This window comes from Saccharomonospora sp. CUA-673 (assembly GCF_001942305.1).
Taxonomy (GTDB): domain Bacteria; phylum Actinomycetota; class Actinomycetes; order Mycobacteriales; family Pseudonocardiaceae; genus Prauserella.
On the sequence record NZ_MKKE01000066.1, the window covers coordinates 166,089 to 189,892 of the forward strand.

General features: G+C 67.4%; 25 protein-coding genes and 1 CRISPR repeat array. Of the genes, 18 read left to right on the forward strand and 7 right to left on the reverse strand.

What is annotated here, in order from left to right:
• Positions 1-257: 257 nt before the first annotated feature.
• Complete coding sequence (locus BJF85_RS23160) at positions 258-1,175, reverse strand: ParB/RepB/Spo0J family partition protein (protein ID WP_075850090.1); 918 nt, start codon at positions 1,173-1,175, stop codon at positions 258-260.
• A complete protein-coding gene (locus tag BJF85_RS23165) occupies positions 1,175-1,987 on the reverse strand; it encodes a ParA family protein (protein ID WP_075850091.1) in 813 nt (270 codons plus the stop codon). The genes BJF85_RS23160 and BJF85_RS23165 overlap by 1 nt, the downstream gene beginning before the upstream one ends.
• A gap of 123 nt (positions 1,988-2,110) precedes the next feature.
• Positions 2,111-2,433: direct repeats of the CRISPR family, unit length 25 nt; unit sequence CCACCCCCGCTCGCGCGGGGAGCAC.
• A 287-nt stretch (positions 2,434-2,720) separates the two neighbouring features.
• Between BJF85_RS23165 and BJF85_RS23170 the strand changes: the two genes are divergently transcribed.
• The 8 genes from BJF85_RS23170 to BJF85_RS23200 all read left to right on the forward strand — a co-directional run bounded on the left by BJF85_RS23170 (position 2,721) and on the right by BJF85_RS23200 (position 12,876).
• Positions 2,721-5,834, forward strand: a complete 3,114-nt coding sequence (locus BJF85_RS23170; protein ID WP_075850092.1) for a Tn3 family transposase — start codon at positions 2,721-2,723, stop codon at positions 5,832-5,834.
• A gap of 287 nt (positions 5,835-6,121) precedes the next feature.
• Positions 6,122-7,537 (forward strand): class I adenylate-forming enzyme family protein, encoded by a 1,416-nt coding sequence (locus tag BJF85_RS23175; protein WP_187346959.1) that lies wholly within the window; start codon positions 6,122-6,124, stop codon positions 7,535-7,537.
• A gap of 77 nt (positions 7,538-7,614) precedes the next feature.
• Positions 7,615-9,438 carry a DUF3556 domain-containing protein gene (locus BJF85_RS23180; RefSeq protein ID WP_075850094.1) on the forward strand — a complete coding sequence of 608 codons (1,824 nt, stop codon included), beginning with the start codon at positions 7,615-7,617 and terminating at the stop codon, positions 9,436-9,438.
• On the forward strand, positions 9,435-10,184 hold the full coding sequence (locus tag BJF85_RS31725) for a phytoene desaturase family protein (RefSeq protein WP_369822274.1): 750 nt from the start codon (positions 9,435-9,437) through the stop codon (positions 10,182-10,184). Before BJF85_RS23180 ends, BJF85_RS31725 begins: the two co-directional genes overlap by 4 nt.
• Complete coding sequence (locus tag BJF85_RS31730; protein ID WP_369822275.1) at positions 10,181-10,861, forward strand: phytoene desaturase family protein; 681 nt, start codon at positions 10,181-10,183, stop codon at positions 10,859-10,861. The genes BJF85_RS31725 and BJF85_RS31730 overlap by 4 nt, the downstream gene beginning before the upstream one ends.
• Before the next feature lie 77 nt (positions 10,862-10,938).
• Positions 10,939-11,709 (forward strand): SDR family NAD(P)-dependent oxidoreductase, encoded by a 771-nt coding sequence (locus BJF85_RS23190; protein ID WP_075850095.1) that lies wholly within the window; start codon positions 10,939-10,941, stop codon positions 11,707-11,709.
• A gap of 30 nt (positions 11,710-11,739) precedes the next feature.
• Positions 11,740-12,510 carry an SDR family oxidoreductase gene (locus BJF85_RS23195; RefSeq protein ID WP_075850096.1) on the forward strand — a complete coding sequence of 257 codons (771 nt, stop codon included), beginning with the start codon at positions 11,740-11,742 and terminating at the stop codon, positions 12,508-12,510.
• Between the two features lie 27 nt (positions 12,511-12,537).
• On the forward strand, positions 12,538-12,876 hold the full coding sequence (locus tag BJF85_RS23200; RefSeq protein WP_075850097.1) for a DUF4286 family protein: 339 nt from the start codon (positions 12,538-12,540) through the stop codon (positions 12,874-12,876).
• Between the two features lie 28 nt (positions 12,877-12,904).
• Here the strand turns inward: BJF85_RS23200 and BJF85_RS23205 are convergent, their stop codons facing one another.
• The gene (locus BJF85_RS23205; RefSeq protein ID WP_222844648.1) at positions 12,905-14,092 is read right to left on the reverse strand and encodes a CdaR family transcriptional regulator; all 1,188 of its coding nucleotides are present in this window, start codon (positions 14,090-14,092) and stop codon (positions 12,905-12,907) included.
• 561 nt (positions 14,093-14,653) lie between these two features.
• On the opposite strand from BJF85_RS23205, the gene BJF85_RS31735 reads away from it, so the two are divergent.
• The 7 genes from BJF85_RS31735 (at position 14,654) to BJF85_RS23235 (ending at position 18,161) form a co-directional block, all read left to right on the forward strand.
• The gene (locus BJF85_RS31735) at positions 14,654-14,779 is read left to right on the forward strand and encodes a recombinase family protein (protein WP_369822276.1); all 126 of its coding nucleotides are present in this window, start codon (positions 14,654-14,656) and stop codon (positions 14,777-14,779) included.
• Positions 14,754-15,218, forward strand: coding sequence for a recombinase family protein (locus tag BJF85_RS23210; RefSeq protein WP_222844649.1), 465 nt, complete (start codon positions 14,754-14,756; stop codon positions 15,216-15,218). Before BJF85_RS31735 ends, BJF85_RS23210 begins: the two co-directional genes overlap by 26 nt.
• Positions 15,219-15,258: 40 nt before the next feature.
• A complete protein-coding gene (locus BJF85_RS26860) occupies positions 15,259-15,462 on the forward strand; it encodes a DNA cytosine methyltransferase (protein WP_222844650.1) in 204 nt (67 codons plus the stop codon).
• Between the two features lie 29 nt (positions 15,463-15,491).
• Positions 15,492-15,950: an NUDIX hydrolase gene (locus BJF85_RS23220; protein WP_075850098.1), complete on the forward strand. Its 459-nt coding sequence runs from the start codon at positions 15,492-15,494 to the stop codon at positions 15,948-15,950.
• 445 nt (positions 15,951-16,395) lie between these two features.
• A complete protein-coding gene (locus BJF85_RS30740) occupies positions 16,396-16,572 on the forward strand; it encodes a hypothetical protein (RefSeq protein ID WP_255375886.1) in 177 nt (58 codons plus the stop codon).
• 97 nt (positions 16,573-16,669) lie between these two features.
• Positions 16,670-17,293 carry a recombinase family protein gene (locus BJF85_RS23230; RefSeq protein WP_369822277.1) on the forward strand — a complete coding sequence of 208 codons (624 nt, stop codon included), beginning with the start codon at positions 16,670-16,672 and terminating at the stop codon, positions 17,291-17,293.
• Positions 17,294-17,366: 73 nt separating this feature from the next.
• A complete protein-coding gene (locus BJF85_RS23235) occupies positions 17,367-18,161 on the forward strand; it encodes a hypothetical protein (protein ID WP_075850099.1) in 795 nt (264 codons plus the stop codon).
• Positions 18,162-18,423: 262 nt separating this feature from the next.
• On the opposite strand, the gene BJF85_RS23240 is transcribed toward BJF85_RS23235, so the two are convergent.
• Positions 18,424-19,026, reverse strand: a complete 603-nt coding sequence (locus tag BJF85_RS23240) for a DUF3800 domain-containing protein (protein ID WP_075850100.1) — start codon at positions 19,024-19,026, stop codon at positions 18,424-18,426.
• Between the two features lie 541 nt (positions 19,027-19,567).
• Between BJF85_RS23240 and BJF85_RS23245 the strand changes: the two genes are divergently transcribed.
• The gene (locus tag BJF85_RS23245) at positions 19,568-20,407 is read left to right on the forward strand and encodes a hypothetical protein (RefSeq protein WP_139320810.1); all 840 of its coding nucleotides are present in this window, start codon (positions 19,568-19,570) and stop codon (positions 20,405-20,407) included.
• Positions 20,408-20,448: 41 nt separating this feature from the next.
• On the opposite strand, the gene BJF85_RS23250 is transcribed toward BJF85_RS23245, so the two are convergent.
• Positions 20,449-21,471, reverse strand: a complete 1,023-nt coding sequence (locus tag BJF85_RS23250) for a tyrosine-type recombinase/integrase (protein WP_158057114.1) — start codon at positions 21,469-21,471, stop codon at positions 20,449-20,451.
• On the reverse strand, positions 21,468-22,346 hold the full coding sequence (locus tag BJF85_RS23255) for a hypothetical protein (RefSeq protein WP_075850102.1): 879 nt from the start codon (positions 22,344-22,346) through the stop codon (positions 21,468-21,470). Before BJF85_RS23255 ends, BJF85_RS23250 begins: the two co-directional genes overlap by 4 nt.
• Positions 22,347-22,481: 135 nt before the next feature.
• Between BJF85_RS23255 and BJF85_RS23260 the strand changes: the two genes are divergently transcribed.
• On the forward strand, positions 22,482-22,952 hold the full coding sequence (locus BJF85_RS23260; RefSeq protein WP_075850103.1) for a hypothetical protein: 471 nt from the start codon (positions 22,482-22,484) through the stop codon (positions 22,950-22,952).
• A gap of 65 nt (positions 22,953-23,017) precedes the next feature.
• The gene (locus BJF85_RS23265; RefSeq protein ID WP_075850104.1) at positions 23,018-23,404 is read left to right on the forward strand and encodes a hypothetical protein; all 387 of its coding nucleotides are present in this window, start codon (positions 23,018-23,020) and stop codon (positions 23,402-23,404) included.
• Here the strand turns inward: BJF85_RS23265 and BJF85_RS23270 are convergent.
• On the reverse strand, positions 23,401-23,804 hold a 404-nt coding region (locus BJF85_RS23270; protein ID WP_139320566.1), incomplete at its 5' end, for a DDE-type integrase/transposase/recombinase. The genes BJF85_RS23265 and BJF85_RS23270 overlap by 4 nt on opposite strands.

Consider the following 23,804-nt stretch of genomic DNA (forward strand, 5'->3'; position numbering starts at 1 on the left):
CGGACGTGAGGCCAAAACCAGGCCCCAAACGCGACCCCAACGTAGGGCCAACGGCACCCCCAAAACGAAGCCGACGCTGTGGGTGCCGCCACCCCAAAACGGCCACCCCAAAACGCAGCCCAACCAGCGGTTTTGGGGTGGCAACATTGCGCCGCCATTTTGGGGCTAGCGCTACCCCTGCGACGTCGTGTTGTCGTCGAGACCGGCCGCCGAGATTGCCGCCGACGGCAGATCGGAGACGGTGTTCGCGGTGTCGTTCAGCGGTCGTAGCCGGCGGCACGGAGCACGGACGGCGGCAGCTCGTCGACGGCACAGCCGAGACCGGCCGCCAGTCCCTCGACCGCGTCACGGAGCGCGTCTTCGTTTCCGTCGCGGCGGGCGTCGTTCAACGCGAGGACGAACTCGCGCCCGGCCTTCTCCGCAGTCTTCGCGGCCTTCGACAGGCCGGGGTGCAGGCGCACCGGGCGGGTCCTCTTCGGTTTATCAGGGCCTGATACAACGACGTCGTCGTTCGTCGACCCGCCGCGGTCGGATATCAGGGCCTGATACGCCTCGACCTGCTCGGCGTGCGACCGGCCCTTCGATGCGAGGCGGAGCGCGTCGTCGACAGCCAGGTCCCCGGCGTCGACCTTCTGCTGCAACTCCGGCGCCACCTTCGTGCGCAGCTTGAGGCGCCCGGAGATCCACGCCTGCGACCGGCCCAACGACTTGGCCGCCGGCACCTGGCCGCCGTGCAGCTCGACCAGCTCGGCCACGGCGTCCGCCTCGGCCAGCGGTGACATGGCCCTCCGGTTGACGTTCTCCGACAGCACCGCGACCCGCAGATCGGCAGTCCTGACCTGGTGCACTGGAACCGTGGTCAGCCCGGCCTCCCTGGCCGCCCACAACCGCCGGTTGCCGTTGACCACCACGTGCCGAGCCTCGGATGCCTGCACCTCGGCGGCGTGCTCCGGCCACGTCTCGCAGAACACCTCGACCGTCACGATGCCGAGCGGCTGGAGCACACCCTGCGCGCGGATCGCGTCGACCAGCTCGTCCGCGTCATCCTGGGTCTCGTCCCGCCGGTTCGCCGGCGACCCCACGAGCAGATCCAGCGGCATCTCCGCCGCCCGCTGGATCGACTCCGGCCGGGCCGGCGACTGCCCCGCGAACCGTGACGGACGCCGCCCCGCCATCACCGGCTACCTCCGACCAGCTCGGCCACGATCGGCGAGTAGGTGCGCTCCATGAGCTGCCGCAGCCGCGGCGGCCCCTCGTCGAGCCCGACCCCGCCGTGCACGTGCTTGGAGATGTCCGTCCAGAGCGGCACCTGACGATCGACCCACACCGGCGTGCCCGGAAGGTGGTGGTCGAGACCTTCGCCGAGTTCGGTGATCGCCTGTGTCGCCTCCGCCGTGCGGCGACACCGATTTAGCAGCACGCCCACAGTCGCCAGGTCGGGGTTCAGGTCCTCCCGGACGTCGCCGATGGCCTGCGCGATATCCGCGACCGCGTCCAGGGACCACACGTCCGGCTCGGCCACCAACAGCACGTCGTCGGCCGCGGTAAGCGCGTTCACCGTGCTCAGGCCGAGCGCCGGCGGGCAGTCGATCAGCACCAGGTCGTAGTCGCCGAGCAACGGCTTCAGCGCCTTCCGGAGTCGCATCTCCCTGGCCACCACCGAGGCGAGCTGATCCATCGCGACCGACAACGTCGCCGCCGCAGGCGCCACCGTCACCGTCGACCAGATCGACGGCACTAGCACGTCGGCGAGATCGACGTCCCCGACGAGCGCGTCAGCGACGGTCACCTCGTCGGCAGCCACAGGTTCGGCCACGAGGTCGCTGGTGGTGTTGGCCTGCGCGTCGAGGTCGACAACGAGGGTGCGGTGTCCGGCAATGTGCGCGGCACGAGCAAGGCAAATCGTCGAGGTCGACTTGCCCACGCCGCCCTTCTGCATCGCGATGGCGACAGTCCGAGCGGGTTGTGATGATGTGCTGGCAGTCATGCCCGCATCCTGCCACCGACACTCGGGAAGCCAGGCAGATATCAGGCCCTGATACGCCGTGGCGTGAGCGACAGAGCGAACAGGAGGATCACCGGGGTCGCAGATTTATCAGGCCCTGATACGCCACCAACGCTCGCGCGGGGAGCACCCGCTAAAGCCAGAGGAGCGGAACCGGTATGCCGGACCACCCCCCGCTCGCGCGGGGAGCACGGTCGGCACACGCCGAAACGTGTGCGTATGGAGGGACCACCCCCGCTCGCGCGGGGAGCACGCCGCGATCGCCACCGTGGCCAGCCAGGGTTGAGGACCACCCCCGCTCGCGCGGGGAGCACGCGGTGCGGATCCCGTTCCACGCCGCGGTCCAGGGACCACCCCCGCTCGCGCGGGGAGCACTGCTGCAGCTCCAACCGGCGAGAGGGGACCACCCCCGCTCGCGCGGGGAGCACACTCGCTGACCTGTGCTCATACCGTCGGTATCCCCGCTATGAAGTTAGTTGGGGGTGAGTAGGAGATCACTCTCCTACGGTGCCCTGAGCAGCGCTCAGGGCTGCGCGCTTCGCCGCGGACAGCCACACCAGCCAAGGGCCGGCGGGGACTTAGGGGTGGGAACCGGATACGCAGGAAAGGGGCCGCGGCGAGGTATCGGTGCTGGTCAGATGCCGGTGTGGTGCGGCGTTTCCCGCGGTGGCTAGGGTTTTGCGGTCCGGACTGACGACCGTGCTGGGATGCGGAGTTGACCTCGATCGATCGCACCGCGTATCCGCGGTTCAAGCGGGTGGTCTCGGCGCGGGAGCTGGCTGAGGCGTTCACCCCGACCGCTGAGGAGATGGTGTGGGCGCGGGGCAAGACCCAGCGTGATCAGCACTTGTTGGCCCTGGTGGTGCGGCTGAAGTCGTATCAGCGGTTGGGGTATTTCCCGAAACTGGCCGACGTTCCGCTGGCGGTAGTCGAGCATGTCCGGGACGCGCTGGGGCTGCCGGCCGGGGTGACCGCGGAGACCGATGCTGTGCGCACGGCGAAGCGGCACCGGCAGTTCGTGCGTGAGCACCTGGGCGTGGCCTACGAGGCCGACAAGGTGCGCGCGATCGCTGAGCAGGCGATCCGCTCGGCGGTGCAGACCAAGGACAATCCGGCGGATCTGATCAACGTGGCGTTGGAGGAGCTGGTCCGGACCCGCTGTGAGCTGCCGGGCTATTCGACGCTGGACGAGATGGCCGCGACGATCCGCGCGGAGGTCAACGCCGCGTTCTTCGCGCGGGTGGCCGGCCGGTTGGGTCGGGCAGAGCGGGCGCGGTTGGAGCGGCTGCTGCTGGTGGATCCGGGCACGCGCCGCAGCGAGTTCGACCGGCTCAAGGCCCCGGCGGGGGCGGCCACGGTGGGCAAGTTCAAGCAGCGTCTGGCGCATGTGCAGGCCCTGGATGCCATCGGTGCGACCGAGGCGTGGCTGGAGGGTGTGCCGGCGGGCAAGATCAGCCATTTCGCGGGCGAGGCGCGGGTGACCACGGTCGATGACCTGCGCCGGATGGGCGAGGCCAAGCAGCTGACGTTGCTGGTCAGCTTGCTGCATCAGCAGCGCATCGCCGCGCGCGACGAGGTGGTGACGATGTTCTGCAAGCGCATGGCCGCCATTCACAAGAAGGGTAAGGAACGGCTGGATCAGCTGCATGAGGCCCACCGTGCCGAGTCCGAACGACTCCTCGGGGTCTTCGGCGAGGTGTTGAGCGGTACCCGCGAGGCGACCGCAGCCCCTGAGCCACCGTCCGCGGAGGGGGCTGCCGCACCGGTGGTGGGCGGGTCCCGTGATGCGGAGGTGGGCGAGGGGGAGCTTGCTGAACGAGCCGGACGCCTGCTGCTGAAGACGTTGGCATCCGCAGGCGGGGTGGAGCAGCTGTCAGCGGCCCACGAGGCCGTGTCGGCCTATCACGGCAACAACTACCTGCCGCTGTTGGAAGCCTTCTACCGCTCGCACCGTTCAGCGCTGTTCACCCTGGTCGACGCCTTGGAGCTGGTGGCCACGACGGCGGATCGCAGTGTCATCGACGCGGTGGAGTTCCTGCGCGCCAACCGCGATCGACGCTCAGAGTGGATCCCAGAGGCGACCACACATACCCGCGATGACCAGCAGCTCACCATGAGCGTCGATGTCGGCGCGTTCGCCGGAGTGTTGTGGCGCAAGGTGCTGCGGGACAAGCACCGGCCGGGGATGCTGGCGCGCCGGCACCTGGAAGTGTGCGTGTTTTCGTACCTGGCCGCCGAGCTGCGCTCCGGGGATATCGCCGTGTCCGGGTCGGAGTCCTATGCCGATCTGGGCGCGCAGCTGATGTCGTGGAGCGAGTGCGCACCGCTGGTGCCCCAGTTCTGCGAACAGGCCGGGATCCCGACCGACGCACCGGCGCTGGTCGACTTCTACCATCGCCGGTTGTCCCAGGTCGCCGCTGAGGTGGACGCGGGGTATCCGGCCAACACCGACCTGGTCCTCGAAGGCGGCCGGCCGGTGCTCAAACGCCGCAAGGGCACGGAGCGGCGCCCGTCGGCGTTGGCGTTGGAACAGGCGATTCACCAGCGACTGCCCGAGCGCAGCCTGCTCGACATCCTCACCCGCACCGCGTACCTGACCGGCTGGCCCCGCCACCTCGGCCCGGCCTCCGGCTCGGATCCCAAGATCCGCGACAGCCTGGGCCGCTACGTGCTCACCGCCTACGCCTACGGCGCCAACCTCGGCGCGACCGAGGTCGCCCGGCACATGCGTGGCGAGATCTCCGCGCACGAGCTCTACACCACCGGCAACAAACACTCCACCGCCGACAAGGTCCACAAGTGCTCGGCCGACGTGATCAACGCGTTCGCCACGCTGGACGTGGCCGGCATGTGGGGCGACGGGCAGATCGTGGCCGCCGACGGCTCACAGATCGACACCTGGAACAACAACCTGCTGGCCGAGTCCCACATCCGCTACGGCGGCTACGGCGGACTGGCGATGCGGTTCGTGGCCGACTCCTACATCGCTCTGTTCAGCCATTTCGTACCCTGCGGCGCCTGGGAGGCCGTATACATCATCGACGGGCTGCTGCACAACGACTCCGACGTCGAACCCGAGACCATCCACGCCGACACGCAGGGCCAGTCGCTGCCGGTGTTCGGCCTGGCCGCGCTGCTGGGCTTCGACCTGCTGCCGCGCATCCGCAACTGGCACGACCTGACCTTCTACCGCCCCGAGGCGGCCACCCGCTATCAGCACATCGACTCGTTGTTCGACGAGCACACCATCGACTGGGACCTGATCGAGCGACACTGGCCTGATCTGCTGCGCACCGCGATCTCCATCCGCGAAGGTCGGGTGTCGTCGGTGACGCTGCTGCGTCGGCTGGGCACCCATTCGCGCAAGAATCGGCTGTACCGGGCGTTTCGGGAGCTGGGCCGGGTCATCCGCACGATCACGCTGCTGCGCTACCTCTCGGACCCCGGGATGCGGGCCCAGATCACGGCGATCACGAACCGGGCCGAAGGGTTCCACAATTACGCGGACTGGCTCATGATCGGCGGGCGGGTCCTCGGCCACAACGACCCGGACCACCAAGAGCGCATCGTCAAGTTCAACGAGCTGCTGGCCAACTGCGCGGTCTACTCCACCGCGCTGGACATCACCGACGCGGCCAACCAGCTCGCCGCCGAGGGGCACCAGGTCGACACCGACGATCTGGCCACCGTCACCCCCTATATCCAGCACACGATCCGCCGCATGGGCGACCTCGTACTCAACCTCACCCCACCCGAGGACACGCCCGTCACCCGACTCGACCTCGAACCCCGCGTGCTGTTCGCCGCGCCCACCGGGCCGGTCCGATAGGGGATCGGCCCAGCTCCATCAAACGAGCAGGATGAGCCCCAGTCCCTGGACATGCGAAAAGAGGCAGAGCGCCCCGGAGGGGGCGTACCTTGCTGCAGGGTCCGGAGTTCATGGGACCCAGACCCGCGTATTTGTGAATGGTGGACAAGGCGGATCGAAGATATCGTCGATGTTTGATATAGGAATGAGCCACCAACCGGGTCTAGTGTCGTGCATCACACGAAGTAGCACTCTAGGGGTGGCATGTGAGTATCGGTTACCTACCGTGGAGTCACCCGGACTCTGCTATGGGGAATCCGGGTCTGCGGGACAGCCGCAACGATCTAACCTATGCGCAGGTTGTCGAACGGGTCGACGCTTTCGCCGAGGAACTTTCGGAACGCGGGCTTGGCCCCGGCGATGTTCTTGGTGTGATGTTGCCGAACCAAGTCGAGTTGCTTATCGGGCTGCTCGCTGCCTGGCGCGTGGGAGCCGCCGCGACGCCGCTCAATCCCGCGTTCACCGAGCACGAGGCGGAGTACCAGCTGGGTGACTCCGGTGCTGGTCTTGTGCTCAACGCAAGCCCGGACGCTCCGAGCGCGGGACTACCGGCGATCCACGTCGACGAGATGCGTGCGGTAGCTACGGGTTGCCTCCCCCAGAGGGAGGTGCGTCCGGACGAGCTGGCCTTGCTGATCTACACGAGCGGATCGACCGGCCGACCCAAGGGTGTCATGCTCGATCACGCCAACCTTCATGCCATGGCCTCGATGACTGCAGAACACTTCAGGATCACCGACTCTGATCACTGCTTGCTCATCTTGCCACTGTTTCACGTCAATGCGATTTGTCTCAGCTTCCTGACGACGATGTTGTGCGGTGGCCAGCTCACGATTATGGAGCGTTTCAATCCGGAATCATTCCTGGCTGCCGTCGAGCGGCACAGGCCTACGTACTTCGCGGCCGTACCGACCATGTATGCGCGCCTGGCTGAGCTTCCGGACGACGTCTCGTTCGACACGTCGTCGTTGCGGTTAGCGGTCTGTGGCGCGGCGCCGGTGTCAAAGGCGCTGCTCGAGCGTTGTGAGCAGCGGTTCGGGTTCGTGCTGGTCGAGGGGTACGGGCTCACGGAAGGTACCTGTGCGTCGACCTGCAACCCAGTCGACGGTGTGCGCAAGCTCGGCACCGTCGGGCCTGCCCTGCCCGGGCAGCGGATTGCCACGATCTCGCCGGAGGGCAAGATTCTCCCGGCAGGTGAGGTCGGCGAGGTCGTCATCCAGGGCGCCAACGTGATGCGTGGCTACCTGCACCGCCCGGAGGATACCGCCGCGACGCTCGTGGACGGATGGCTGCGCACCGGTGACGTCGGCCGTGTCGACGAGGACGGCTATCTCACCCTCGTTGATCGAGTGAAGGACATGATCATCCGAGGTGGGGAGAACCTGTACCCCAAGGAGATCGAATCCGTGCTGTACGGCCACCCAGCGGTCCTGGAGGCCGCCGTCGTCGGGGCCCCAGATCCGCTGTACGGGGAGGTCCCGGTGGCCTACGTCGTGCCGTACCCGGACACCCCGGTGACCGTCGACGAGCTGCTCGAACGCTGCCGGCGAAACCTCACGAAGGTCAAGATTCCCGTCGAGATCCACCTACTTGACACGCTGCCGAAGAACCCGGTCGGCAAGATCGACAAACCGGGCCTGCGGAAGACCCCGCAACCCCGCTAGCACACCCCGCGGATGCAACGGACCGGAGAGCACCAGCCGGCCCGGCAGCACCCCTATGCCCCAGTGAAGGAGCCGAAATGGGGTTCAAAACAGGCGATTTCCCGCCCGTGGACATGGAGACGTTCCTCGACAAGCCGCTACGGGAACGCATCAAGACGCTGGCCCTGCACTGGGTCGAGTACGGCTTCGGCACCCCGAGGCAGATCGCGGCGACCTACGTGGTCAAGGTGCTGTTCCTCTACGTGCTCGCGGGCACGGCGCTGGCGACCTGGACCTCCGGGATCGGCCCGTTCTGGGAGGTCACGAGCTGGTGGGACCAGCCGATCGTCTACCAGAAGTTGGTGCTGTGGACGGTTTTCCTCGAGGCATTCGGAGTTGCGGGCTCGTGGGGCCCGTTGGCCGGCAAGTTCAAGCCGATGACGGGCGGTGTGCTGTTCTGGGCCCGCCCCGGCACGATCCGGCTGCGGCCCTGGAAGCGGGTTCCGTTCACCAGCGGCGACCGCCGCACCGCGGGTGATGTGGTGCTGTATCTGGGCTTGCTGGTCACGTTGCTGGTGGCCATAGTCCTGCCCGGAGTCCCGAGCGCAAGCCTGTCGGCGGCGTTGCCCGGCACTACGGCCGGTCTGGTGAACCCGACTCTGCTGATCGCGCCGATCGTGCTGCTGGTGCTGTGCGGTCTGCGGGACAAGACGCTCTTCATTGCTGCCCGTAGTGAGCAATACCTGCCCGCGATGGTGTTCTTCGCGTTCCTGCCGTTCGTCGACATGATCATCGCGCTGAAGTTGTTGATCGTGAGTGTGTGGGTCGGTGCCGGGGTGGCGAAGTTCGGGCGGCACTTCACCAACGTCGTCCCGCCGATGGTGAGCAACACCCCCTGGTGGCCGCCGCGGTGGTTGAAGCGGGCCCACTACCGGGACTTCCCGCGCGACATTCGTCCATCGAAGCTCGCGACCTTTATGGCGCACGTGGGCGGCACGCTGGTCGAGATCGTCACGCCGCTGGTGCTGCTGCTGTCCAGCAACTACTGGCTGACGCTGGCCGCCGTGGTGTTGATGGTGTTGTTCCACGTGTTCATCACCTCGACGTTCCCACTGGCGGTGCCGCTGGAGTGGAACATCCTGTTCGCCTTCGCCGCGGTCTTTTTGTTCCTCGGTCACCCGGCGTGGGCTGGCTACGGGATCGGGGACATGTCCTCGCCGTGGCTGACGGTGGCGATCGTGGCCGGGCTGGTGTTCTTCCCCGTCCTGGGTAACCTGCGCCCGGACCTGGTCGCGTTCACTCCGTCCATGCGCCAATACGCCGGTAACTGGGCCTCGGCACTGTGGGCGTTCGCCCCGGGCGCGGAGGACAAGCTCAACGCGCTGCCGCACCGGCCCACGAAGAACCAGGTCGACCAGTTGCAAGCTCTGGGCTATCCGGCCCCGGCTGCGGAGATCACGATGCAGCAGACCATCGCGTGGCGCTCGATGCACAGTCAGGGCCGGGGACTGTTCTCGGTACTCATGAAGAACCTTGCCGATCTCGACGAGCGGACCGTGCGCGAGGGCGAGTTCGGCTGCAACTCGCTGATCGGGTTCAACTTCGGTGACGGGCACCTGCACAACGAGGATCTGATCCGTGCGGTGCAGAGCCGGGTCGGCTTCGCCCCGGGCGAGTGGGTCGTGGTCTGGGTCGAATCGCAGGCCATCCACTCGAGGGTCCAGCATTACAAGGTCATCGACGCCGCGCTCGGCGTGATCGAACGCGGCACATGGAAGGTTGCCGACGCCGTGGCCGAGCAGCCCTGGCTGCCCAACGGCCCCATCCCGCTGACGGTCACCTGGACCCGCAAGGCAGGATCCGGGGTGCCGTCGGTCCGGCGCGGCGACGAGACCGACTCGGCGGTGGGGAGCTCGGCATGAGCACGGCGGTCGTGGTCGGCGGTGGGCCCAACGGGCTCGCCGCCGCCATCGCCCTGACCCGGGCGGGAGTGCAAGTCACCGTGCTCGAGGCCGCCGACGAGATCGGCGGTGGCACCCGGTCCGGCGAAGCGATCCTTCCCGGGTTGGTCCACGACCACTGCTCGGCGTTCCACCCCATGGCCGTCGGCTCGAGTTTCCTGCACGGCCTCGACCTGGGCCGCTACGGCCTGCAGTGGCGACTTCCGGAGATCGACTGCGCGCATCCGCTCGACGACGGCACCGCAGGGGTGCTGCACCGGTCCGTGGCCGAGACCGCTGCCGGTCTCGGCGCCGACGGCGCCCGCTGGTCGCGGCTGTTCGCAAGGCCGGCGGCCGACTACGACGCGCTGGCGGAGGACATCCTCGGACCGCTACTGCGGATCCCGCACCACCCGATCCGGCTCGCCCGCTTCGGGATCCCCGCCCTGATGCCGGCCTCAGTGCTGGCGAAGGCCTTCGCGGGCGAACAGGCCAAAGCCTTGCTCGGTGGGGTCGCCGCACACGCGTTCCATCCGCTGCACCGACCGCTGAGCTCCAGCATCGGGCTGGGCATCCTGACGGCGGGACACCGGCACGGCTGGGCGGTCGCGGCCGGCGGCTCGCAGTCGATCACCGACGCGATGGCGGCGTTGCTGCTCGATCTCGGTGGAAAGATCGAGACCGGGGCGCGGGTGCGATCCACAGCGACCTGCCGGAAGTCGACGTGAGGATGTTCGACCTCGCCCCCACCGCGGTGGCCAACATCCTGGGCGACCGGCTGCCCCCGCGCGTCGCCCGAGCCTACCGGCGGTTCCGCTACGGCCCGGGGGCGTTCAAGGTCGACTTCGCGGTCGCCGACGGGGTGCCCTGGACGGCCGAACCGGCGCGCCGGGCGGGCACCGTCCACGTCGGCGGCACGTTCGCCGAGGTCGCCGCGACCGAGCGCGACATCCACGCCGGCCGGATGCCGCAGCGACCGTTCGTGCTCGTCGGACAGCAGTACCTAGCCGACCCGCAGCGCTCGGTGGGCAACGTGCACCCGGTGTGGACCTACGCCCACGTCCCGAACGGCTACACCGGCGACGCCACCCAAGCGATCATCGCGCAGATCGAGCGCTTCGCCCCCGGATTCCGGGAGCGGATCGTGGGCATCACCGAGCGCACCACACCCGGTTTCGCCGAGTACAACCCGAACTACGTCGGCGGCAACATCCTCACCGGGGCGAAGAACATCCCCCAGCTCGTGTTCGGACCCCGCACCACCCTCACCCCCTACGACGTCGGGCTACCCGGGCACTTCCTGTGCTCGGCCGCCACACCACCCGGCCCCGGCGCACACGGCATGTGCGGCGCGAACGCCGCCGACCGCGCTCTGCGGTACCTGCGTAGCGCGCGGCGCTTCTAACAAGCGGGGCGACAGGCGGCCCCTAGCTAGCCGGTCGCCCCGCTGACCATTTCCACTACACCGAAGGGAGGTCACTCATGTCTCGAGTCCAGGACAAGGTCGTGCTCATCACCGGCGCTGCGACGGGGATCGGGGCTGCCGCCGCGGTCAGGCTCGCCGATGAGGGGGCCACCGTGATCGTCACCGATGTCAACGAGTCCGGTGGCAAAGCGGTCGTCGAGCAGATCACCGCGGCCGGGGGGACCGCCGAGTTCCTCGCCCATGACGTCGCACATGAAGACGAATGGATCCGCGTCACCGGCCACGTGCGCGAGGTGTACGGGCGGATCGACGTCCTTGTGAACAACGCCGGTATCTACCTCATCGCCCCGCTCGCGGAGACCACGCTGGAGGACTGGAACCGATTGATGGCGATCAACGTCACCGGCACGTTCCTCGGCCTGAAGCATGTCGCACCCGGAATGGCAGAAGCCGGCGGGGGCGCGATCATCAATCTTTCGTCCATCGCTGGTCTGATGGGCACCGCGGGGCACACGCTCTACGGGGCCAGCAAGGGCGCCGTGCGCACCATGAGCAAGGACGTCGCCGCCGAGTACGCCGCCGCGAACGTGCGGGTGAACTCGCTGCACCCGACCTACGTCAACACCTCCATGGCCGCCTACGGCGCACAGACCGCCGGGGTTTCGCTCGACGACCTCGGGCCCGCGCTGTCCCCTCTCGGCCGGATCGCCGAGACCGGCGACGTCGTCAACTTCATCCTGTTCCTCGCCTCCGATGAAGCCTCCTACCTCACCGGTAGCGAATACACGATCGATGGCGGCGGCTCCACGCTGCTGTCGCTCGGCTGACCTCACCACTCACACACCAAGGAGCGAACAATGAGTGGACCACTCGACAGCAGGGTCGCCGTCGTCACCGGGGCAGGCAAAGGCCTCGGCCAGACCATCGCTGAGCGTTTCGGTGCCGAGGGGGCGACGGTGGTCGTTTCCGACATCGATGAGACCGCGGCCGAGAAGGTCGCCGCCGGCATCCCCGGTGCCACCTCTCAAGTGTGCGATGTGCGCGACGAGCAGCAAGTCGCCGCCCTGGTCGAGACAACCGTCGAGCGACACGGTGCCCTTCATGTGATGGTGCCCAACGCCGGAGTCGGTGCCCCGTGTCCGTTGCTGCAGATGGACCTCGCCAGCTGGCGGGCGGTCACTGCGGTCAATCTCGACGGTGTCTTCCTCAGCATCCGCTACGCGGCCCCGGCCATCATCGCGGCCGGCGGGGGTGCGATCGTCACCCTCGGCTCGTTCACCGCGATCACTGGATCCCCGTTGATCGGGCACTACGCCGCGGCCAAGGCGGGCGTTGTCAACCTGACCAAGACAGCCGCCACGGAGTTGCGCCCTCACGGCGTGCGGGTCAATGCGCTGCTTCCGGGATTCGTCGGCACCGACTTGGTGACGGCCGCGGCCCCGGCGTTCGAGGAGATACTCGGTCTGCCCAGCGGTGGGTTCGACGGCCTGATCGAGCAAAAGCAGGGGCGCTACGGAACACCCGGCGAGGTCGCCGAGGCCGCACTGTTTTTCGCCAGCGAACGATCCTCGTTCTGCACGGGTAGCGGTCTCGTGCTCGATGGCGGCCTTGATGCCTCCTTGCTCTGAGCGGAACAAGATCGAAAGGACAGAAAAATGGCCCGCGCACAACTGATCGCCTATGTCTCGCCCAGCTCCCCGCAGCAGGAGGAGGCGTTCAACCAGTGGTACGACGAGGTGCACATCCCACAGGTCGTCGAGCGCATCCCGGGCGTCGTCGGCGGCAACCGATTCCGGCTCGCCACCGCGCAACTCGTCTCTGCCGCCGAGCTGCCCGCCCGCCGCTACCTGGCGGTCTACGAGCTCGACACCGACGACCTGCAGTCGTTGGCGAACCGGCTGGCGGAGGCGCTCGGGGACGGGACGCTCGACATCACCGACGCCATCGACATGACCGATCAGGCGCCGGTGCTGCACTTCTACGAGCCGGTCTGACGGAGCCCGCGCCTGGCGGCCCCGGCCGTCAGACGGCGGTGGTCGGGCGCAGCACCCGCTGGCCCAGGAAATGGCAGACCTGCAGCGCAAGCGCGACGTCCAGCCGGTCGTAGGCGCTCGGGCTGCGGCCGTCCTCGAAGACCTTGCCGAGCCGGTACTTGACGGTGTTGCGGTGCAGGGTGAGCTGCTCGGCGGTCTTGCCGTAGTTCTCGCCGTTCATCAGGAACACGCGCAGCGTCTCGCGCAGCACAGCCGTGTTCTCGTCGTCGTGGGCCAAGCGGCCCAGCACTTCCGAGACCCAGGCCCGGGTGGAGTCGATGTCCTTGGCGAGCAAAGACACGATCGCCACACCCTGATCGCCGAAGCTGAGCGCCGACGGCGTCCGCTCACCCGAGGCAAGCGCCACCGCTCGGGCGGCCTGTGCCTGTTCGTGCGAGCGTTTGAAACCGGCCACGCCTGAAGCCGGCAGGCCCAGGGCGACCCTGCAGCCTCCTGTGCTCTCGGCCGCTTGCAGTACCTCGGCCATGTCCACGGTCCGGTGGCCGCGTCCGAGCGGGATCCACCCCCAGGCCGTGGTCCGATCTACCGCCGTGATGATCGGTGGGCTGCCTGCTCCGTAGCGCGTCGCGAGCGCGCGCAGGACGTCCTCCAGAGTCCTGAGTTCACCCGAATCCGCTTCCGACCTGGTGCTCCAGACGACCGCGGCGAGGTGGAATTGCTCGAGCCGGTATCCGGTCTCGGATTCGAATGCCGACGTCTCGACCGGCTGCTGCGCGAGGATCTTATGGATCAGCGAGGATTGCACGTTGCCGCGGGCGTTGTTCCAGCGTTCCCGCTCCTTCGAGTAGGCGTCGATGACGTAGAGCGAGATCCAGTCGATGTACTGATAGACCACCCGCGAGATGTGGTGGAGCACCTCGATCTTCCTCTCGGCCGAGCAGCCGAGGTTCTGGACCTCCTCGAAGACCCGCTGAATGAAGTCGTCCTGGCCCATGTGGTAGGCCCGGACCAGCGAGTTCCCGGGGATGTCGCGCTGCGCCAAGCGCAGTGCGTACTCCACCGCCGCCGTCGTCGGCTGCAGGTGCTCAATCGGGATGTGGTTGGTCAGGATGTGGACGATCGTCTTCGTGTTGGCATCGACGCTGGCCAGTAGTAGTTCGACGAGATCCTGGTCGGCATCCAGCATGTCGATCTCGCTGGCGAGTAGCTCGCTCATGTCCCGGGCGATCTGCGGCTGTCGCGTGTTGAGACGATGTGCGGTCTCGGAGACGAGTGCAAGAACGTCCCCGCCCCACTCGGACTGCGATACGACCGGTGCCCTGGACAACGATGCCACCTCTGTGCCCCTTTTCGCCGCAATTGCCCAACGGTAGCGCTACGCCTGGCCCCAGCCCTAGGGGTGAGGGTGACCAACCTCGGCCGAACGGTTGTGCATCATCGACAAACCCTCTCGGCTCCCAAGCCCGCTGGCGGCCAGCCGCTGCCGTCGTCGGACGCCTCGCCGTCCGATAATCAGATTGCGCAGCTGGAGGCGGAGCTTCCCCTCGTGCTCGGGCTGCCGGTAAGGAGCGTGCTACCTGCCGCAGACGGTAACCATCGCAGCAGGTCAACCGTGATTTAAGTAAATCAATGGCAAGCTCTGGCCATGCCGGTGATGCGCAAACCAACGTTCACGAGACACCCTGAGGAGCAAAGCGTTTCCGCAGGTCGTCTCTGTCGCGCACCCCGTGTCCGCGCCAGTGTCACGCTGTCGGGCCTTCGCAATACAGTCCCGGCGATGCGGATCGGCTACGGGCGGGTCTCCACTCGCGATCAACACCCTGAGGCCCAAGCCGACGCTCTGGCCGCGGCAGGCTGCGACGAGGTCTTCGTCGACAATGAACAAGGCCAACCGCGCCGGTGACCAGCTCGTCGTGACCAAGCTCGATCGGCTCGGCCGCTCGCTGGAGCACCTCATCGAGCTGTCCAAGCAGCTCCAGGTCAAGCAGGTCGACCTGGTGGTGCTGCACCAGGGCATCGATACGTCCACTGCCGTCGGAAGGCTGTTCTTCTCCATCATTGGCGCGATCGCCGAGTTCGAGCACGCCCTGATGTCCGAGCGCGCCATCGATGGGCTCTCGGCCGCGCGGGCGCGGGGCCGCACCGGGGGACAGAAGCCCAAGCTCGGCCCCCGGCAGGTCAAGCTGGCGCGGCAGATGTACGAGGAAACCGGCGACGACGGGAAACGCCGCTACACCGTCGCCCAGATCGCCGCCGAGTTCGGCGTCACCCGCACCATCATTCAAGCCCACGAGCAGCTAATCCAGTTCCTGGCACCGGTTCTGACCAGCACCGATACCTAGCCGCGGCCCCTTTCCGGCGTATCCGGTTCCCACCCCCACCGTGACCGCTGGCGGCACCGCCTGGCACCGCATGCTCACCAACCGCGAATGCGCCCGCGCCCAAGGTTTTGCCGACGGGCACGAGTTCGTCGGCAAAACCGCCGAGGTCAAACGCCAGATCGGCAACGCCGTGCCCGTGGGCATCGCCGCCTGGCTCGGTACCCGCGCCGCCCACGCCCTCACCACCACGCACCTGGCCGCATGACCCGGCCCACGTCTCTTCGAGGAGGTCCGATGTCTCGTCACCACATCGCCGCCGACACCGCCGACTGCTGCTTGTTCGGCTACACCGCCGGTTGGCACATCCTGCTGGTGCGCCGCCGCTGGGAACCGTATGCCGGCCGGTGGGCCATCCCGGGCGGCTACGTCGAACCGGGCGAGAGCTCCGAGGTCGCCGCACGGCGCGAGCTCGCCGAGGAAACCAACGTCGCCTGCCATGCCCTGGAGTTCGTGGACCACTACAAAGCTCCCGGCCGCGACCCGCGCGGCGACGTCAGCAGCGATGCCTGGTGGGGCCTCGTGCCCGCACTGGGCGGCATCGGCGGCTGTCCCACGCCGGAGCCGGCCGACGACGCCGCAGACGCCCGATGGTGGCACATCGAACGACTCCCGCCACTGGCGTTCGACCACGGGGCCATCATTGCCGACGCTGTCGCGCAGCTGCGCGGTCGACACCACCAGGAGATGCGATGAACAAGAAGCTCGTCACCGCCCTCACCACGCTCGTCGTGGCCGCCGGCGCCTACCTCGCCTCGGGAGCCGATCTCCCGTTCGCACAGTCCGACACCACCACCGAGGCTGCGCCCGCGGCAGGCGGTGTGGACCTGTCCGAGCTGACCGTCGCGCCGGAGGACACCGGCGCCCACTACGACCGTGACGATTGGCCCCATTGGTCGTCCGTGGGCGAGGGGTGCGACGCGCGTGATGCCGCGCTCAAATCCCATGGGCGAGGCGTCACCGTCGGCGAGGACTGTGCCGTGTCGGGCGAGTGGACCAGCATCTACGACGGCGAGATCGTTGACGACTCCTCCGAGCTGGACGTCGACCACTGGGTACCGCTGGCCGAGGTCGCCCGCTCCGCGCCCGCGACTGGACCGAAGACGAGCGCGAGGCCTACGCCAACGACCCCGACGTGCTCGTGCCCGTCACCGCCAGCTCCAACCGGTCCAAGAGCGATCAGGACCCGGCCACGTGGCTGCCCGAACAGGACCGCTGCGGCTACGCGGCCAGGTGGGTACAGATTAAGCAGCGCTACGACCTCACCGTCGACAGGGACGAGCACGACGCCCTCGCCGCTGTCCTGAAACGCTGCTGACCCACCCACGGCGCCGGCACACGCCGGTCTTTCCCAGTCGGGAACACTGGCGCATATCGACACGGTGACGTTTCGCCGAGAGTGTGCACCGCACGCCATGTCGTCGACCGCGCACCGAAGGTCGCGGCGCCCACGTGGGTGCCGCGGCCTTCCGCGTTCCGGGGTCCTGTCAGGCCCCCGTCGTAGGCTCAACCTCAGCTGCCAGCACATGCATTGGAGATCCCGTGTGTTCGAGGAGAAGATCTCCGGCCACAAGAAGGCGGCCGACCGGTCGCAGCTCTCCGCCGCCGTCGACTATTTGCGGCCCGACGACATGCTCACGGTGCAAGAGGTCGACCGGCTCGGCCGAAACCTCCTCGACGGCCTGCTCGTGCTCTCGGAGCTGTTCCAGCGTGGCGTCGCGGTCAAGGTCCTCGAGGGCATCGCCGCCGGCGAGCACCGCGAGCGATCACTCGTGCTCGACCTGGCCCTCGCCCTGGCCGAGGACCGACGCCGCGACATCAGCCGCAAAACCAAAAACGGCCTTGAAGCAGCCAAGCGACAGGGGCGAACCGGCGGACGCCCGCCCGTCGTCGATGACGACAAGCGCCGCGCGATCCTCGCCCGCCGCGACGAAGGACAGTCGATCCGGCAAATCAGCCGCGGCACCGGCGTCTCCGTGGGCGTGGTCCACCGCGTGGTGAACGAGAACGCTGAGGAGAAGCCCGGCGTCGCGGGGTAGCGATGATGTCCTCACGATGTGCCAAGACAAATCAAGCACTGGCCTCTTTGTGGCTCGGTGGCACGATGAGAGTGTGTCGAAATCGGAGAAGCCGCAGAGGGCGCCCGCACCGGACATCGTCGTGTGGCGGCGAGGACTCCGCTGGGTCGAGGGGGCCCAGATGCAGGCAGATCGTTTCGAGGCAGTCTTTCTTGAGCTGCGTGCTGCCCTGCAAGACGCGCAGGTACGCGCGTATCTCAACGACGACAAGGCCAACCGAGAATCGTGGGTGGAGCACTACGATCAGAACTACGAGCCTTTTGATCGTCGGCGGCCAGTGAAAGTACCCACCCAGGCGCTCTCGATGCAGGCGACAACAGAACTCGACTTGCTAGTTGTCGCTATTCGGAACGTCCTTCGTGCCCAGGTCCGACTCCCGAAGCGGCTGAAGACCTCGATGGAGGGCGAAGATGTGCTGGAGCTGCTACGTAACGTCGTCGAACACTGGGACGAGGACGGTGGCCCTTCTATCAGCAAGCTCACAGAGCAGCATCCTGACGTACTGGTGGAGGGAATTTCTTTCACCAACAAGGAGATTTGGATTGGCGACACGATTCCCCTATCGCGTATTCAGGCATGGCTTTCTCGCGTAGGCTACGCAATTGTTTCTTCTCTTGAGTCTGCGGGCGAATCAGTGCTCGACGATATGGCTTCTTTCGTAACGGGTGACGACGCGTTGAGTTGGCCCCCTGATCGACTCCGGTACCGCTACTGGACCCTGCCTGCGATCGATGAGCAGGACTGGCCGAGGACGGACATGCCGCCTGAGGTGGCGCACCTGATGGGGGAGCGGTTTCGACGGATTCGGGAACGTGACGTAGCTGATTAGGTACCCGCGCTGCTACGAGATCACCAACGCCTCAGCTCTCGATGACGCCTGGAACGAGCGCCGACAACCACTATCCCGGTAGCGACCTCGCCACCCACCTGACAGCAACCCACTGGAAGACACTGGCCTCTGTTGGACCGCCGACGGCGAGTGGGTTACCCTGTGACACGTGAGTTCCGCACCGCGGGTGCGGGGCGAGTCGCAAGGCCAGGTGCTACTCGGGGCAGACCGGGACCCTGGCCTTACGCATGTCTGGGGCTGGTCAGCAGCCGGTATCCACCGAGACCTCGTACACGCAGTGCTCCAGTGCTGCGCGGAACGGTGCCGATTCGTCCTCCCGGCTGGCCCGCACGGCGCCCGCCACGACATCAGCCGCCCAGAGAAGCGGTTCGTCCGGACCTGGCACATGCTCAACCCGAAACGACGTCCCTTTCGGCAGCTGATACCGCGCCCCCACGAACGCCTTGACATCACGTGCGTTGAGCTCTTTGCTGCGACTTTCCATGATCAAACGCTCCGCACCGTAGCTATGCAGCTCGAACAACAGCGTGCTCAGGCACCTTGCTCGGGCCCGCTCCTGGCGCTGTTGCGGCACCGGAGCCCCCACCGCCACCACATGAAACCCCTCGAGTCCGCCAATTTCCTTCGCCGCGCGGTGCTTCTGAGATTCGTTCATCTCGTTCCAGTGAAGCTTGCCAACACGACGCCGCGGCCCGCGGAGTCGCTGCAGAACCTCGCGCACATCGTCCTCGTCGGCAGGCTCGAACATTGCCGCCGCGAGTACGTAGTAGCCACCGACGGTGGCCTCCTTGAATGACTCGTCGGCAAACGCACACCGAGCAGCGGACGAAGGAAGAGAAGGCACCGATCCAGGGTACGGCGCGCCCCCGACTTAGCGGGCCATCCGCGTAGGCGGGAGCGATACGGTAGTCGAGCGCAGGCCAGTAGGCCTGCGAAGTGAACCCGGCAGCCTTCCGGACGGTGGGCGGGCCGGGTTTCGCTGGTTCAGGCCACCGAGCGTCGTCACGACTGAGCTAGAGAGCCATGCCATGACGAGGGCCCCGCCGTCAGGCGGGGCCCTCGTGTGTCTGGCCTTTGCCGGAGCCTGCCGTGGTTACGTCGACCGTCGGTCAGCTTCCGGACGTGGGCCAGGCCACTCGCACACATCGGTCGCACGGATATGAGCGTGCCTTCGGTGTGCTGTTCCCCAGCGTAGCATGGTCAGGGCCAAGTAAAAGTACTGACTGACCCGGTGACAGACACCTAAGCTGGCAGATATAACCGGGCGACCCGGATGTTAAAGTACTATCTGAGCGGGTTCTATACCGCCAACTCGGCCGGTACTACGTTATAGGAACGACCGTATATAGCTAATGGCGACCTTACCAGTTCGAGGAAGAGTGCCGATGATCGCGGATCTCGATGGCAACACTGCGCGGCCCGAACTCGCGGCGGCGGCACACCTGGCGCGACGGGCCAAACGAGAGGCACCCGTGCGGTACAGCTTCATCAGCCGCGAGACACCGGAGCAGCCTGCTCCCCCGGTAATCAGGCTGCTCAGGGGCGGCGCCGGCGGGCGTGGTAGCGCAGGGGGCGGAGTCCGCATTGGGTTATACTTGTCCCTGCTGTGGGTCGTGCATGACGACCCCACCCTGACTTTTCCCGCTCGGGCATGGGCCGAGCTGCTTGGCCTCGATCAGCCGGCGACGGCTGGCGCCCGCAGGATCAAGAACGCCCTGCGGTGGCTCGACGCCAACCAATTCATCGATCTGGAATCGGCGCGCGGACACGACGCCATCGTTCACCTGCTCGAAGACAGCGGCTCGGGGCGTCGTTACGAACTCCCCGGGGCGACCTACACCCGACTGCGGCGCAGCAAACCCGCAGCGGCCGACGCGCACCGCTACATCCAACTTCCTCGGGAACTCTGGACCAACGGGTGGATCGGAGCCCTCAGCGGCCCCGCTCTGACCATGCTGCTGGTTCTGTGGCTCGAAACCGGGAAAACCATCAAACACCCCGACCCCAAGTGGGTCTGGCTCAGTCCGAGCATGGCCCACGACCGCTACGGCCTCTCGGAGGAAACCCGGCTCAAGGGCGCACAGGAACTGACCAGACTGCACCTGATCCGCACGAGCCAACGCGCCGTACCACCGGATGCGTTCCAGTTCCGCCGAGGCCGCAACTCCCACCAAGTCCAGCAACAGGTACTCGTCGGCCAACAGCCAGGAACGGCCCCGGCCTGACATGGCCGTGACGACCGATCCGTGTCCAAAGAAGAGGCGTGTCAGGCGAGGTAGCTGGCCAGGGTGTAGGCCGGGCTGCGGTCGAGGCTGCCGCGGGAGTGGTCGTAGCGGCGGGTGGTGCGCGGGTCGCGGTGCCCGGCCCAGTCCTGCACGTCCCGGATGTTCGCCCCGGCATCCAGGGCCAGAGTGATGGCGGTGTGGCGCAGGCTGTGGGCCGAGAGCTGGTCCCACACGTCGATCCCGGCGGTGCGGGCCAGCCGGCGCACCAGCTCCCAGAGGTGGTTCTGCCGCAGCCGACCGCCGCTGGCGGTGGCCACCAGCGGCCCGGACAGCCGGCGCCACCCATCCAGGCCGGCCGCGGCCGCCCGGTCCTCGAGGTAGGTTTCCAGGGCTTCCCAGGTGGACGGAGCCAGCGGGATCTTCACCCGGCGCCCGCCCTTGCGCACGATCGTCAGCACCCGGTGTCCGCGGTCTTGGGAGAGTGCGTCGACGTCGGCGGCGGTGAGCTCGTCGGTGCGGATCGCGTTGTGCACCAGCAGCCGCACGATCGCCGCGGTCCGCAACCGCTGCGGACCGGTGTCGGCGTCGGCCGCGGCCAGCAGCGCCCGGGTCTGCTCGCGGTCCAGCCCGATCGTGGCGGTGTGGTCCCGATCGACCGCCGGCCGCGCCACCCCGGCCGTCGGCACCACGTCGACCAGATCGTGCGCGGCCGCGTACCGGTAGAACGACGACAGCGCCGACAACCGGCGGCACACCGTCGACGCCGCCGCCCCCACGGCCTCCTGTTCGCGCACCCACAGGTCCACGTGCACCCGCCCCGCCGACAACACGTCCACCTCACGCTCGCCCAGCCACGCCAGCCAGGACAGCAGATCGCCGCTGTAAGCGCGGCGCGTGCGCCGCGACCGCAACGAGGCCAGCCACGCCGCCAGCAACACCTGCTCGCGCTGCGGCAACGCGGCCAACTCGCCCCGCTCGGCATGGGCCCGCTCGAGCAGCTCACCAGCCACCTGCAGCCGGCCGAGCTCGGTGGAACCAGTCGGGAGGATGAGCCCAGTACTCACGCGTCTGCCTTCCGCAGGACGCCGGTAGATAGCCATTGCACGAGCAGCACAGCGGTATGCACGGCGGCCTCGGATTCGGCTTGGTCCTGGTCACGGGACTGTTTGCTGCCACCGTGTCGGGACACTTGGCCGTTCCACAATCGTTCCATCAGCTCACGTACTGGTTGCGGTCCTCCCGGATCTCCGTCCTTGCCGACAAGTACGGTTTCCCACTTGTGCTCGGCATCGCGCAGGTGCGCAATCACGGTGCCGAGCGTGGGTTTCGGGCTGTTCGGCAACACCAGCGGGCACGCCACTTCCTCGACCGCACGGACGGCCTCGCGATAGGCCGTCGTGGCATCGGTGGCTGTCGGGTTGGGCTTGTAGACGTGGTGCCACGCGCTGCGCAGCAACTCGGCCGCGGTCTTCTCAGCGTTGTCGACGGCGCCGCGGTACGCCTCCTCGACAGTTGGGTCCACCCTCGCCACCAAACCGCCTCGACTGTCGTCGACCCGATACGCCGAGCGGCCATAGAGCAGCTTTCTGTCGAGCTCGTCGATGTCCTGGGGGCTGATGAGAGAGGACCATGGGTTATCGGGATCGAGGTACAGCACCGCATCGATGGCAGCGAGCAAGTCCTCCTGAGCACATCCGACAAGCGTGGTCACTGGGCCGTACGCTGCCTTATTCGGCCACTGCAGTATCAACAGCGCGTCCGCGGCGAGCGCTTCGCGTGGCCGGTTGGAAACACTGTTGTCCCTGAGCACCGCGTAGAGCCAGTCCCGCAAGGGCTGTTCGAGATGGTCGGGCACGCCCTCGAGGAGGACGTCGTCGAGGGGCTTGCCGGCGAGGCGGTCCTCGAAGCGTTGGAACGGGCGGGGATCGGGTCGGCTCATGGTGAGAAACCGTAGCGGCGACCCCCGACAAGGTCGCCGGGTGATACAGCGGATTATCACCCGGCCACCGCGGCGGTTGCCGACCATCCGTCAAGCTGCCTTGACACCCTCTGCGTGTCAGGCTAGCTCGACAACATGGAGCGCATCGCACTGACCGACGGCACCAGCGGCGGCATCGCGCCGGGCCTGCTACCCGCCGACGTCGACGTCGAGGCCGTCCTGCGCGACGGCGACGAGCGCGAACTGGCCGCCGCCTGGAACACCTACTTCGAACGCGCACTCGCCCAACGCATCACCGCCGACCCCGACGCTCGACCCGAGGGCGTCGACGTCTTCGAGCACGTTCTGGCCGGCCTCGCCCCGGTCACTGCGGCCCAGGCCCTCGAAGCCAACCGCCGCCTGGTCGAGTTGCTCACCGGCCGCCGCTGGATGGTCATGCGCGATGCCCGCGAAGCCGGCGCCAGCTGGACCGACATCGGCGCCGCCCTCGGCATGAGTCGCCAGGGCGCCTACGAGTGGTACCAGCGCAAGATCGAACTCCAAGAGGAGCACGTGCCCGAATTTCACGACACCGCACGCGCCCGCGCCGTCCTCGGCGACACCTGAACAGCAGGTGGGGGCCACCAGGAGAAGGTGGTCGCTAAGGTCGCCGCATGCGTGTTGGGGTTTACGTGGACGGCTACAACCTCTACTACGGCGGGCGAAAGGCCTGCGGCCGCGGCGTGGCGGGGTGGCGCTGGCTCGATGTGCGTGCCCTGGCCAAATCCTTGGTCGCCGAGCAGGCCAAGATCTGGCCCGGGGCGTCGGTCACTCGAGTTGTGTACTGCACGGCCAGGATCAACGGCCGCGCCAATCCCAGCGGCGCCACTGATCAGGACGTCTATCTCAAGGCTCTGCTCTCCTCGAGCAGCGTGGACCACATCGAGTTCGGCAACTACATCAGCAAGGTCATCAAGCGACCACTGGCCACCGAAGGACGCCGCGGCAAGCCGATCCCCGTTGCACCACAGTGGCCGATCAAAGTGGGGCTGCTGAAGGAAACTGTGACAGTGGTTTAGGCCGCCGGGGTGGCGGTGTGGCTCATGATGGTTTCGTATTCGATGGGGGTCAAGCGGCCGAGGCGGGCTTGTCTGCGGCGTCGGTGGTAGGTGCGTTCGATCCAGGTCACGATCGCGATGCGGAGCTCTTCGCGTGTGGCCCATGTGCGGCGGTTGAGCACATTGCGTTGCAGGAGGCTGAAGAAGCTCTCCATGGCGGCGTTGTCACCGGCTGAGCCGACCTGGCCCATCGAGCCGCGCATGTGGTGGCGCCACAACGCTTGCTGCAGTTTCCGGCTCCGGAATTGGCCTCCACGATCGCTGTGCAGCGTGCAGCCGGCGACGTGGCCACCACGGCGGGCGACGGCCGATTCCAGCGCGTCCAGGGCGAGCTGGGAGGTCATCCGGTCGGCGATGGAAT

Coding starts and splice junctions, on each gene's coding strand:
- BJF85_RS23205 (WP_222844648.1), bottom strand. CDS start 14,092: ATGAGCGAGCTACTCGCCAGCGAGATCGACATGCTGGATGCCGACCAG.
- BJF85_RS23195 (WP_075850096.1), top strand. CDS start 11,740: ATGAGTGGACCACTCGACAGCAGGGTCGCCGTCGTCACCGGGGCAGGC.
- BJF85_RS23255 (WP_075850102.1), bottom strand. CDS start 22,346: ATGAGCCGACCCGATCCCCGCCCGTTCCAACGCTTCGAGGACCGCCTC.
- BJF85_RS23175 (WP_187346959.1), top strand. CDS start 6,122: ATGGGGAATCCGGGTCTGCGGGACAGCCGCAACGATCTAACCTATGCG.
- BJF85_RS23200 (WP_075850097.1), top strand. CDS start 12,538: ATGGCCCGCGCACAACTGATCGCCTATGTCTCGCCCAGCTCCCCGCAG.
- BJF85_RS23230 (WP_369822277.1), top strand. CDS start 16,670: ATGTCGTCGACCGCGCACCGAAGGTCGCGGCGCCCACGTGGGTGCCGC.
- BJF85_RS23160 (WP_075850090.1), bottom strand. CDS start 1,175: ATGGCGGGGCGGCGTCCGTCACGGTTCGCGGGGCAGTCGCCGGCCCGG.
- BJF85_RS23180 (WP_075850094.1), top strand. CDS start 7,615: ATGGGGTTCAAAACAGGCGATTTCCCGCCCGTGGACATGGAGACGTTC.
- BJF85_RS23260 (WP_075850103.1), top strand. CDS start 22,482: ATGGAGCGCATCGCACTGACCGACGGCACCAGCGGCGGCATCGCGCCG.
- BJF85_RS23220 (WP_075850098.1), top strand. CDS start 15,492: ATGTCTCGTCACCACATCGCCGCCGACACCGCCGACTGCTGCTTGTTC.
- BJF85_RS23210 (WP_222844649.1), top strand. CDS start 14,754: ATGAACAAGGCCAACCGCGCCGGTGACCAGCTCGTCGTGACCAAGCTC.
- BJF85_RS23190 (WP_075850095.1), top strand. CDS start 10,939: ATGTCTCGAGTCCAGGACAAGGTCGTGCTCATCACCGGCGCTGCGACG.
- BJF85_RS31735 (WP_369822276.1), top strand. CDS start 14,654: ATGCGGATCGGCTACGGGCGGGTCTCCACTCGCGATCAACACCCTGAG.
- BJF85_RS31725 (WP_369822274.1), top strand. CDS start 9,435: ATGAGCACGGCGGTCGTGGTCGGCGGTGGGCCCAACGGGCTCGCCGCC.
- BJF85_RS23165 (WP_075850091.1), bottom strand. CDS start 1,987: ATGACTGCCAGCACATCATCACAACCCGCTCGGACTGTCGCCATCGCG.
- BJF85_RS23245 (WP_139320810.1), top strand. CDS start 19,568: ATGATCGCGGATCTCGATGGCAACACTGCGCGGCCCGAACTCGCGGCG.